Annotated in this window: 8 protein-coding genes; 2 read left to right on the top strand and 6 right to left on the bottom strand. The window is 40.6% G+C overall.

Features of this window, described 5'->3' with window-relative positions; all coding sequences use genetic code 11:
- Positions 1-64: 64 nt before the first annotated feature.
- Complete coding sequence (argR, locus tag AC6IZR_RS01185; protein WP_023919910.1) at positions 65-505, bottom strand: arginine repressor; 441 nt, start codon at positions 503-505, stop codon at positions 65-67.
- Between the two features lie 104 nt (positions 506-609).
- Between argR and argS the strand changes: the two genes are divergently transcribed.
- Positions 610-2,298, top strand: coding sequence for an arginine--tRNA ligase (gene argS / locus AC6IZR_RS01180; protein WP_049507196.1), 1,689 nt, complete (start codon positions 610-612; stop codon positions 2,296-2,298).
- A gap of 153 nt (positions 2,299-2,451) precedes the next feature.
- Complete coding sequence (locus AC6IZR_RS01175; protein ID WP_023919916.1) at positions 2,452-2,697, top strand: hypothetical protein; 246 nt, start codon at positions 2,452-2,454, stop codon at positions 2,695-2,697.
- Between the two features lie 240 nt (positions 2,698-2,937).
- Here the strand turns inward: AC6IZR_RS01175 and nrdI are convergent, their stop codons facing one another.
- From nrdI to malQ, 5 genes are all read right to left on the bottom strand, one after another.
- The gene (nrdI, locus tag AC6IZR_RS01170; RefSeq protein WP_070587707.1) at positions 2,938-3,393 is read right to left on the bottom strand and encodes a class Ib ribonucleoside-diphosphate reductase assembly flavoprotein NrdI; all 456 of its coding nucleotides are present in this window, start codon (positions 3,391-3,393) and stop codon (positions 2,938-2,940) included.
- A 61-nt stretch (positions 3,394-3,454) separates the two neighbouring features.
- Complete coding sequence (locus AC6IZR_RS01165; protein ID WP_070587705.1) at positions 3,455-3,970, bottom strand: ABC transporter permease; 516 nt, start codon at positions 3,968-3,970, stop codon at positions 3,455-3,457.
- 426 nt (positions 3,971-4,396) lie between these two features.
- Positions 4,397-7,126 (bottom strand): GbpC/Spa domain-containing protein, encoded by a 2,730-nt coding sequence (locus AC6IZR_RS01160; RefSeq protein WP_497848614.1) that lies wholly within the window; start codon positions 7,124-7,126, stop codon positions 4,397-4,399.
- A 592-nt stretch (positions 7,127-7,718) separates the two neighbouring features.
- Positions 7,719-9,977 carry a glycogen/starch/alpha-glucan family phosphorylase gene (gene glgP / locus AC6IZR_RS01155; protein WP_342983926.1) on the bottom strand — a complete coding sequence of 753 codons (2,259 nt, stop codon included), beginning with the start codon at positions 9,975-9,977 and terminating at the stop codon, positions 7,719-7,721.
- A 46-nt stretch (positions 9,978-10,023) separates the two neighbouring features.
- A complete protein-coding gene (gene malQ, locus AC6IZR_RS01150) occupies positions 10,024-11,553 on the bottom strand; it encodes a 4-alpha-glucanotransferase (RefSeq protein WP_497848613.1) in 1,530 nt (509 codons plus the stop codon).
- Positions 11,554-11,987: the final 434 nt, after the last annotated feature.

Here is an 11,987-nt window from a genome sequence, read left to right as displayed (position 1 = left end):
CAGGAGTAGATAGCTCACTATCTTCCTCCTTTTGACATCTCTCTTTCTCTCCAACGGGGCTTGATTACTGCATCATCCCTAAAATTTCATTTTGAATTTCAATGGCTGCCTCTTGGTCACGGCAGACAATCAAGAGGGTATTGGCCCCTGCTACTGTTCCCAAAATACGCTCATCTGACATTTCATCTACACCATTGGCCAAGAGAGCTGCTTCTCCTAGCTCTGTCCGCAAAACCAAAGTGAATTCTGCTCGTGAGACAGACTTGGCGTGGCTGGACAACATAATATAAATCTCTGCCACCTCAGGCTCATTTGGCAAAATATAATACAACTGGTCTTTTCGTTTCACCTTGACTAGACCCAGATCGCGCAAATCTCGTGACAGAGTTGTTTGCGTTACAGCAATTCCTTTTGCTTCTAATCGATCCTGAATCTCTTTTTGAGTCGACAATTTTTCATTTCGAATCATTTGTTGAATCAAAAGGTGACGTTCTGTCTTTTTCATTGGACCTCCACTTTTGAATAAATATACTTTAAATTATACCAAAAAAATTGAAAATTCGCTCAGAATTGTGTTAAAATAATAGTTAAAAGGACTAAGGAGCTAATATGAACAATAAAGAACTCATTGCTAGTGAATTGGCCAAAGTGATTGACTCTCTTGACCAAGATGCTATTTTAAACTTGCTTGAACAACCAAAATCATCTGATCTTGGTGACATTGCTTTTCCAGCCTTCTCACTTGCAAAAGTGGAACGCAAGGCTCCTCAAGCAATCGCTGCAGATATTGCTGAAAAGATCGACCAAAGTGCCTTCGAAAAAGTCGTTGCAACTGGACCTTACGTGAACTTCTTCTTAGACAAATCTAAGATCTCTGATCAGGTAATCAAATCCGTCATCGAAGCAGGGGCAGACTACGGTCAACAAGACGAAGGTCATGGCCAAAACATTACCATCGACCTTTCAAGTCCAAATATCGCAAAACCATTCTCAGTTGGTCACTTGCGCTCAACCGTTATCGGGGATGCTCTTTCGAACATCTTCCGCAAAATGGGCTACAACACGATTAAAATCAACCACTTGGGAGACTGGGGTAAACAGTTCGGTCTCCTGATGGTGGCCTACAAAAAATGGGGTAGCAAGGAAGCTGTCGAAGCCAACCCAATCGATGAATTGCTAAAACTTTACGTTCGAATCAACGCTGAAATCGAAAACGATCCTGAGCTTGATGAAGAAGGACGTAAATGGTTCAAAAAATTGGAAGATGGGGATCCAGAAGCAACTGAATTGTGGCAATGGTTCCGTGACGAAAGCTTGGTGGAATTCAACCGTATCTACAAACTCCTCGGTGTTGAGTTTGATAGCTTAAACGGGGAAGCTTTCTACAACGACAAGATGGATGAAGGGGTTCAAATCCTTGAAGACAAAGGCTTGTTGAAAGAATCTAAAGGGGCTAGCATCGTTGAGTTGGATGATGTCAACCTTCCACCAGCTATGATCAAAAAATCAGACGGTGCAACCCTTTATATCACTCGTGATATCGCAACCGCTATCTACCGTGCACGGACTTACAACTTTGTGAAAAACATCTATGCTGTAGGTCAAGAACAATCCAACCACTTCCGTCAGTTGAAAGCTGTTTTGAAGAAAATGGGATTTGACTGGAGCGACGATATGGTTCACGTTGACTTTGGTTTGGTGACGAAAAACCGCCAAAAATTGTCAACTCGTAAAGGAAATATCATCCTTCTCGAACCAACTCTTCAAGAAGCCATCTCTCGTGCCAAAGCTCAGATCGAAGAAAAGAATCCTGAACTTGAAAATAAGGAAGAAGTAGCACATGCAGTCGGTGTTGGTGCGGTTAAATTCTACGACTTGAAGACGGACCGCCGCAACGGGTATGACTTCGACCTCGAAGCCATGGTATCCTTCGAAGGAGAAACTGGACCTTACGTTCAATACGCTTACGCTCGTATCCAATCAATCCTTCGCAAAGCAAACTTTACACCATCTACAGATGCGACATACAGCTTGAGCGATCCTGAAAGCTGGGAAATCATCAAGCTTCTCCAAGACTTCTCTCGTGTTGTCAAACGTGCTGCTGAAAACTATGATCCATCCTTGATCGCAAAATATGCTATCAACTTGGCTCAAGCCTTCAACAAATACTATGCACACACTCGTATCTTGGATGAAAGCCCAGAACGCGAAAGCCGTCTTGCTCTTAGCTACTCAACAGCAGTAGTCTTAAAAGAAGCCCTTCGCTTACTTGGTGTCGATGCACCTGAGAAAATGTAATTTCTTATCTAATGATTGATAAGTAGAACATCTCTTATGGGAGTGAGAGGAGAAACTAAATGCGATTCAATTTAGTTCTTTCTCACTCCTTTTCTCATGCCCAATGCCCTTCATTCTCTACATTTTCAGATCCTTTATATACAGGAGAAATCTATGAATCAAACCGTTTACATCTTAATCCTCATCAGTTTAGTGGTCCTCTTTTTATTTAACAAGTACGAAAGAGAAAAACTACAACGGCTCTTACAAGAGCAACTCTTGAAAGATCAAGCTTTTAAAGATAGCATCAAGGAAAAAATCCAAGAGACCGACAATATCAACGATGTCATCCATGCAATCAACAAGGACTATCGATTGGGACTCCTACTTGCTAAAGAAATCACTGAAAAATTAAAATAAGCCATAGAAGAGGAGTCATATAAAATGTGACTCCTCTTCTATTCAGTCGCAACAAATAAGAGGCTGGGACAAAAGTCCTAGCCTCTCAATTATTTTTGGATTGTCGAGCAAGACGCAGTGGTTGAGTGGGCTCTACTATGCTGATTTCATCAGCTTTTACAGCCCTACTCAACTGTGCGGAGGTGGGACGACGAAATCGAATTCTAACGAATTACCGATTTCTGTCCCACTCTCTTTATTTTAAAGATGATACAACTCTTCTACAATGGCAGCTACTTTTTTAATATCTCCCAACATCCCCCGCATTTCAAAATCGGCTAACATGGGGAAACCAAAGCGTTGGCTGTATTGCTTAGCGGTTAAACAATATTGATTGTTAAAATTCCGATTGCCTGATCCAACCACTCCTAAGCACTTGCTGGCATTGTCTCCATAAGCAATAAAATCCGCGACATCTGTCGTCAAAATTTCCACATCGCCATTGTCAACACCATTTCCACCCTCCAAATAGGTAGGCAAAAAAGTGATAAAAGGATTGGTCATTTCAAAGAAGGGCTGGCCCTCTTTGACCAGGTCTTTCACATGAACTTTCTCGATTTCAAGTCCGGGATGGACTTCCAGCAAATAGTCACTTAAGCGACGGACAAAACTCTCTGTATTTCCACTCAGACTAATATAAACAAAGGATACTTTCATCTTTTTTCTCCAATCAAGAAGCTCTCTTATCCTCTAAGAGAGCTCCCTTTAAACTTATCTATTACGCCGTAGCTTGAGCTTTTCTCAAACGCAAGGTTTTATACAAAACAATTCCAAGGAAGAGAAGAGATAAAGCAGTCAAGAGTAACAAAGCAATGGACGAAGATGCCAGATATCGTTGGCGAAGGGACGGAGTTGAAAAACTAGCTAACAGTGGACGCCCTGCAAAATAATTATAGCAAGAGAAGGCTTGACTTAATAAAATCTGCCCCATATAAGTATAATGTGCTGTTAACAGATCCTGCTTCATAAAGAGGAAATAGAAAGTTGCAAGCAAAGCAATCAGAATCAGGGAAACAAATAAAAAGGTTAATGGAGACTGATTGAGTTGGGCTGATTTCTCATAATATGTCACATAGTCAGCCTTGTCTTGAGCCGTTGTTAAACCAAGTTGTTTCGCAAAATCATCTGTCAACTCAAAACTCTTTGAAGCTCCAAAGGTTGAAACAGCTGAAGTTAGGGTTCCAACCGTAGAGAAAAATAACAGGATGTAAAGATAGATAGGTTTCTTTTTCATACAAACTCCTTTTCATTTCTTACACCCTATTATATCGCGATACAGATAGAAAGGCAAGCGCCTCAAAACCGTGGAAGCACTTGCCTGATCACTGATACGTTCAAATGAAATTCATTTGGAAAAGTAATGTGTGCAAAAGATGAAAAGCCATCGCAACTGTATAATTGGAATGATTAGAGATATAACGGAGTCCTATAAACTTTCATTCGAACACCACCAGTATACCTCATTCTCTTCTTCTTGTGTCATCCATTTCTATTCTGCTTCATTTCGACACGATTTGGTCTATAAAAGCCATTTCCTCTCCTTATCCAAAAACTATTCTGTTCTATTTCTCAACTATTTGGTCATCACTCCATCAAAAAAGCCAGAAGGACTTGCCTTCTGACTTTCTTTATTTAGATGAATGAACGAAAGAAACAAGAATTAATCTTCTTTTTTCTTGCGTGCAAGACCCAATCCAAGCAATCCAGCCATCGCAACTGCAAGAACAGCTGCAGTTGAGCTTTCTGTACCTGTATTTGGAAGCGCAGGTGTTTGTGGTTGCGCAGGTTGTACAGGCTGGTCCGGAACTTCAGGAGTTGGTTCTGTTGGAACCTCTGGAGTCGGTGGAACAATTGGTGTTGGTGGGTTATATAGAGTTGGTGGAGTTGGTGGAACTGGTGTTGGTGGGGTTGGAATATCTGTTTCCGTTACCACTTTATTCTTATGCCATTTCACTTCAGCTTCCGGTTTCACCGGATTCGTATTTGGAACGACTTCTGGAGTCGGTGGGGTTGGAGCTGTTGGCTCCTCAGCATCAACTGTCACTACTGTATAGTTTGGCTCTGTTGGAGCTGTTGGCTCTGTTGGCGGAGTTGAAGCTGTTGGCTCTGCAGGTAGTACTTCAACTGTGATCGTTGGTGGAGTTGGAGCCTTTGGTTCTTCAGGAGCTGTTGGCTCTGTTGGTGCTTCACCTGGATTTTTTGGAATACCAACATTTGAGTTAATCGCGAACCAATATACTGTTGGTTGACCAGCAGCATTGGCACCATTAGCCGTAAAGACTAAGTGACCATCAGACATCTTCAATCCTGCCCCACCATAATAGAAGTATGGAGAAGATGGATTGTCCCAACCTTCAAGAGTCGTTGAAGATTCACCATTAAAGATAGAGCCATGTTCAATGTATTGGTTATCTTTAAATGATGTTACCTCTTTTGTAGCAGAATCGTAAGAAACACTTGAATTTGGAATTGGAATGTATTTATTGTTACCAACATTTACAGACTCTTGGTGCTCTATATTTTCAAACTTCTTCTTAGGCGTGAAGATGATCCGTCCTGAAGTTGGATCAATCGTATAAGAACCGATAACATCATCTTTACCATCAAATGTGAATTCATCTGTTCCGATAGAGTGACCATTCCCAGCACCTGAAGCATTGACTGAAGTTGCGTCAATTACAGTTTCTTCACTAACTGTAAATTCACTTCCATTCCACGTTGCTTTTTGTGCCACAATCTTGATTGGGTTTTCAGCAGAGATCGTCACATCAGCAGTACCAAAGTCAGCAGTTCCATTTTTAACAACAACCGCATTGTTTTCAATGCTCATGGATGAACCATCTGCATATGGATCCCAAGTTCCACGAACAGTGTTGCCATCTTTATCTTTGGCTTCTACTGTAAGGGCACGAGGTTTATCTCCGCTATCTACATAGGATGCACCTGTCCAGTGGTTGAGGGAGTTCAAAGCGACAATCGCATTATGCTGTGTCAAATCAAACTTATTGCCATCACCATCATAGAATTCAACATCGACAGCAACTTTAACAGGTTTGTCTTTATCTGTTGAAGCTCCGACTGTCATAGTAACAGTTGGGTCCACACTGACTGCTGCAATCCCTTTACTATCATTTGATGGAAGACTCAAAATCTCATAGCGATAAATCACGCGTTTGATTGGATGCATATCCGTATTTTCACGCATGCTAGACTGATTCAAGTTATCATAAGTAACGACAAATTTATCGCCTTCTTTCACTTGAATGTACTCAGTTTCATTATTGGCCCAAGGACTAGTTGCTACAATATCTGAAGCTTCCAATTTATTGGAATCATACTGATGCACATTGCTTGTATTTAAACGAGCTTGAGCATCACGAGTAAGATATGTGTTGATGCCATCAATGGTGTGAATAGCCCCACCTTCACGTTGGAAGGTCAAATCTTGAACAGTTTCTACATTTTTAAGATCTTGGAAACCATTGTCATTCATGTACTTATCATAGGCTTTTTTAGCATCTTTGTACTGTGCCAAAGCTGTTTGATATTCAGCAAGTTTTGTTTGGTATGTAGCAAAATCTTTGCCGTATTGTTCTAGGTCTACATTGTATTTAGCAAGCTCCACTTCATACTTAGCTTTAGCAGCATCTTCTTCTGCTTTAATAGCAACAAGTTGATCATAGGCTGCTTTATCTTTGTCGTATTGCGCTTTCTTAGCTTGATATTCTTGTAAATCTTTATCGTATTGCGCTTTAGCCGCATTATAAAGAACCATTTCCGCATCATACTTGGCTTTTGCTTCTGCATTGGCCTTATCTGCTGCTGCTTTTTCTGCTACTTTGGCATCATAAGCTGCCTTTTGCTGATTGTACTCTGCTAATTTCTTTTGATAATCTGCTTCTGCTTCCGCATTTCTCTTTTCAATCAATGTGATTTCTTGAGATTTTGTTTCATACTCAGCTTTTGCCTTTTTGTAGTTTTCAACGACTGTGTTGATTTCAGCTGTTTGGGCTTTATTATCTGCTTCTGCTGCTGCGATAGATGGTTGAACTTTTTCAGCTTCTTCTGTAACTGTCACACCTTCTGTAGCTGCATCAGCTTTTGATTTTTCAAGTTCTGGTGATTCTACATAAGTAGTCGTAACTGTTTTATTTCCTTCTGTCACAGTTGTAGATGTCAACTTAGAACTTGTTGCAACAGCTGCATCGCTTGTTGCTGTATCCGTAGTAGTCGCTTCAGTTGTAGGTCCCGTCTCCTCGTCAGCTTTTACTTCTGCTCCGTAAGTGTTTACAGTAGCCAATCCAGCGACGGCCAATGAAACAACACCGACTGATAATTTACGAATTGAAAATTTTTCCTGCTTCGAACACTGTTCACGATAGCTTTTCATTTCCAATATTCTCCTTTTTAGTCAAAAAATCTCACGGTAGGTACAAAAAAATGCTACTACCAGTTAATTACATTGTATCACAATCAACTATTTTAAAAGATGTGTTAATATAATTTTTTATTTTACTCTCAATATATAGCACTTTTATTTGCTAACATTTCCAATTTTTTCGTTGAAAATAAATGCACTATGTATTGAAAAAATAATGGATTCTCAAGGCATTTCCTCTGTTTTTTATTTTTAAAACTTTCACCACTAAACAAAGATAGGTACAATAAATATTTATAATCCATCGGTAAGGAACAGACTCTAGAAATTTAAATTATGTAACTTTTTCCCTTATGTATTTTGCAGATTCAAAAAAAAGACATCATTAAAATTCTCATTTGATAGCCATTAGGTTTCATTTTTTATCTTTTTCCTTCAAACAAGAAAACCATTCTCAATTATGAGGAGCTTCTCAGTTTATTTGAAAAAAATGTCGTATCTCTATCTTCCTCCCATTGTACATCTCTTAAAGTTCACCAGTGGCCTCTCTCAAAGCTACAAAAAAAGACCAAGGTCCTAAGAACCTTGGTCTAATAACTAGTGATTAGTTTAAGTGCCAGATATCTTCGTTGTACTGAGCGATCGTACGGTCAGATGAGAAGAATCCTGCTTTAGCAATGTTAACGATGACTTGATCCAACCATGCATCACGGTCTTCGTAGTCAGCCAACATACGTTCTTTGGTTACAATGTAGTCTTCCAAGTCAAGAAGAGTCATGAACCAGTCTTTGTTGATCAATTCATTATGAAGGCGAGTCAAGCGTTCCTTGTTACCTACTGCAAGAACTGCATCGCTGACAATGAAGTCTACCAATGGTTTGATAGCTTCACGTTCATAGAAGTCTGCTGATTTGTATGCTGATTTAGCGTAAAGATCGATAACCGTTTCTGAATCTTCACCGAAGATGTAGATGTTGTCACGTCCAACCAATTCAGCGATTTCCACGTTGGCTCCATCCATCGTACCAAGTGTCAATGCACCATTCAACATGAATTTCATGTTACCAGTACCTGAAGCTTCCTTAGAAGCAAGAGAGATTTGCTCAGAAATATCGCTAGCTGGGATCAAGTAGCTTGCAGCAGTTACGTTGTAGTTTTCTACCATAACAACTTGCAAGTGTGGAGCTACCGCTGGATCGTTTGCAATCACTTCAGACAAGCAAAGGATCAAGTGGATGATATCTTGTGCAATGGTGTAGGCAGGAGCTGCTTTACCACCAAAGAGAACAGTGATTGGGCGAGCAGGGATATTTCCAGCTTTGATATCCAAGTATTTGTGGATCACATACAAAGCGTTCATTTGTTGACGTTTGTATTCGTGAAGACGTTTGATTTGGGTATCAAAGATAGAATTTGGATTGATTTCCACACCTTGATGGTCTTTCAAGAAACGAGCCAATTTGCGTTTGTTGTGAGACTTGATGTTTTCTAATTTGGCTTTGACGGCATCTTTATCTTCATAAGAAAGAAGGTCTTCCAATTTAGATGCGTCATGGTGCCAGTCACGTCCGAGGATATCATCCAAGTAGTGTGACAAGGTTGGGTTAGCATGCATGAGCCAACGACGGAAGGTAATACCGTTTGTTTTGTTGTTGAATTTTTCAGGGTAAATATCGTAGAAGGCTTTCAACTCAGAATTCTTCAAGATTTCTGTATGGAGAGCTGCAACCCCGTTTACGCTAAATCCGTAGTGGATATCCATGTGGGCCATGTGTACGCGATCATTCTCATCAATGATTTGAACAGCTGGATCTTTGTATTCAGCGCGAACACGGCGGTCCAATTCTTCAATGATTGGTACCAAGTGAGGAACCACTTCTTGCAAGAATTCAAGTGGCCATTTTTCAAGGGCTTCTGCAAGGATTGTGTGGTTGGTGTAAGCTGTCATGCTACGTACAATAGAGATAGCTTCATCCATTCCAATACCACGTTCTGTCAAAAGACGGATCAATTCAGGGATGACCATTGATGGGTGAGTATCGTTGATTTGGACAACAGCATAGTCAGCAAGGTCATGCAAGTTGCTTCCTTTTTCGATGGCTTCGTCGATGATCAATTGTGCACCATTTGATACCATGAAGTATTGTTGGAAGATACGGAGCAATTCCCCTTGACGGTTACTATCATCTGGGTACAAGAAGAGGGTCAAGTTGCGAGCGATATCTGTCTTGTCAAAGTTAATACCATCTTCAATAATAGATGAATCAACTGAATCCAAGTCGAACAAACGCAAACGGTTCTTGGTATCAATCTTGTAACCAGGGACATCGATATCATAAAGGGTAGAAGTCAATGTGAAGTGTGCAAATGGCACTTGGTAGCTACGGCTTGAACGAACGAGCCAGCTTTGGTCAGTCAACCATGCGTTTGGAATCGTTTCTTGTTGGTTGTTTTTAAGGACTTGTTGGAACAAACCAAAGTGGTAGTTCAAACCAACCCCATCCCCTGTCAAACCAAGGCTTGAGATAGAGTCGATAAAGCAGGCTGCCAAACGTCCCAAACCACCGTTACCAAGTGATGGTTCCAATTCCACTTCTTCGACTTCGATTAAGTCTTTACCAGCATCTGACAATTCTTTTTTAACATCGTCGTAAAGACCCAAGTTGATCAAGTTATTAGACAAGAGTTTACCGATCAAGAACTCAGCTGAGATGTAGTAAACTTTTTTCTTACCAGTATTTAATTTCTTTTGGGCACTTGCTTGCTTGGTGTAATTAAGCAAAGCAAGGTACAATTCTTCATTTGAACATTCTGCAATTGTTTTTTGATGATGATCAATCACATATTTTTGTAATGATTCCATGTTGAGTATCTCCTTTGTTTCAACAATTTTTTAATAGGGGGAAAGATTATTTTTCTGCTTTCGTAACTTCTTTTTTCAAGTCTTTGTTTTCACGACGATAGATCGTAGTGAAATCAAGCAATTCTTGCTCGACAGCTGGAGTCAATTGATCCGCTGTCATTCGCCATGACCAGTTACCACCAAGAGTTGATGGGAAGTTCATCCGAGCTGAACCATCCAACTCAAGCAAGTCTTGCATCGTAGCAATCGCCATGAAGCTGACGGAAGCAAAGACGGTGCGAAGCATAGCATGCGGTACAGATTCGTACTCTTTCCGGTTGGTATAACGAGCAAGGTACTCACGAGTTGGATCGTCGATTTCATTGCGGTACCATCCAAGAACTGTGTTGTTATCATGTGTTCCAGTGTACATCACAGAGTTGTTTGGTGCCAAGTGAGGGCTATCGATACTTTCATCGTCAGGATTGAAGGCAAATTGAAGAATCTTCATTCCTGGGAAGCCAGTACGTTCGCGAAGCTCGATGACTTCGTCTGTCATGAAGCCAAGGTCCTCAGCGATGATGTTCAAATCACCGAGCTCTTCCTTCACGGCTGCAAAGAGTTTGTAGCCAGGACCTTTGACCCATTTACCAGGTGCGGCAGTTTCAGAACCAGCTGGGATTTCCCAGTATGATTCGAAACCACGGAAGTGGTCGATCCGAACGATGTCATAGATCTTGAAGCTTTCACGCAAGCGTTCAATCCACCATTGGTAGCCATCTTTGTCCATTGCTTCCCAGTCATAGATTGGGTTCCCCCAAAGTTGACCAGTTGCTGAGAACTCATCTGGCGGGCATCCTGCAATGCAAGTTGCTTTTCCGTTTTCATCTGTTTTGAAGAGATGAGGATTAGCCCACATGTCGCTTGAATCTTCTGCTACATAGATTGGCATATCTCCCACAATTTCAATGTGGTGGTCGTTAGCATAAGCTTTCAAGGCCAACCATTGTTGGAAGAAGAAGAATTGAGTCACACGATGGTAAGTCAATTTATCAGCCAATTCTTCACGGTATTTAGCCAAAGCTTTTGGCTCACGCGCACGAATAGCTGCATCTGGCCACTCTGTCCAAGCTTTCAAATCAAAGTGTTCTTTAATAGCCATGTATTCTGCGAAGAGCTCCAACCAAGAAGCATTGGCTTCACAAAATTCTTGGAATTCTTTTTGATCACTTGATTTTAAGAAATTCGCAACTGCTTTTTCAAGCAAGGGACGACGTTGTTCGAAAACCTTTGCATAATCCACTTGAGTAGGATCTTGACCAAAGTCCACTCCTTTAAGGTCTGCTTCTGTTAACAAACCTTGCTCGATCAAAAGATCGAAATCAATAAAATGAGTGTTCCCAGCAAAAGCTGAGAAAGATTGGTATGGAGAATCTCCATAACTAGTTGTACCAAGCGGCAAGATTTGCCAGTAACGTTGCTTGGTTCGAACGAGGAAATCAACAAAATCATATGCTGATTGTCCGAATGATCCGATTCCGTATTGTCCAGGAAGGGAAGAAATGTGCATCAAAACACCACTTTGACGTTTTTTCATGGGTTACCACCTCTTTTTATTTCTTTGAAGCCTGCGATTCGGTGCACGGTATGGGTATCGTTGCAGAGTCGTATCCAGCTCTCAAGCGGCTCTACTCTTTGTTAAAAATCGAACAGGCGCAACTCAGTTTACGCAATTTTTGCGAAAACGTTTGCGTACCATGTTATTATAAACTTTTTCCCTATTTTCTGCAAGGGATTTCTTAAAAACTTTTTTAACTTTTTTCAGAATGTCCTCACCCCCTTAGTGTATTCTTTCCTTTGGCTAATGTCAACAAATTTGATGCACTTTATAGAAGAAAGTTCGGAATTAAAATATTTTTAAAAAAATTGTTTAAAACTACTTGCAAACGTTTTCGCCTTGTGATATACTTAAGACGTTTTAGGAAAACGTTTGTCTAAAACGGTTTCTAATTATTATCTTTTTTTATTCTT

The organism is Streptococcus mobilis, from assembly GCF_059727625.1.
Note: the sequence above shows the minus strand (reverse complement) of the source record. Positions and strands in the feature narration are given on the sequence as shown.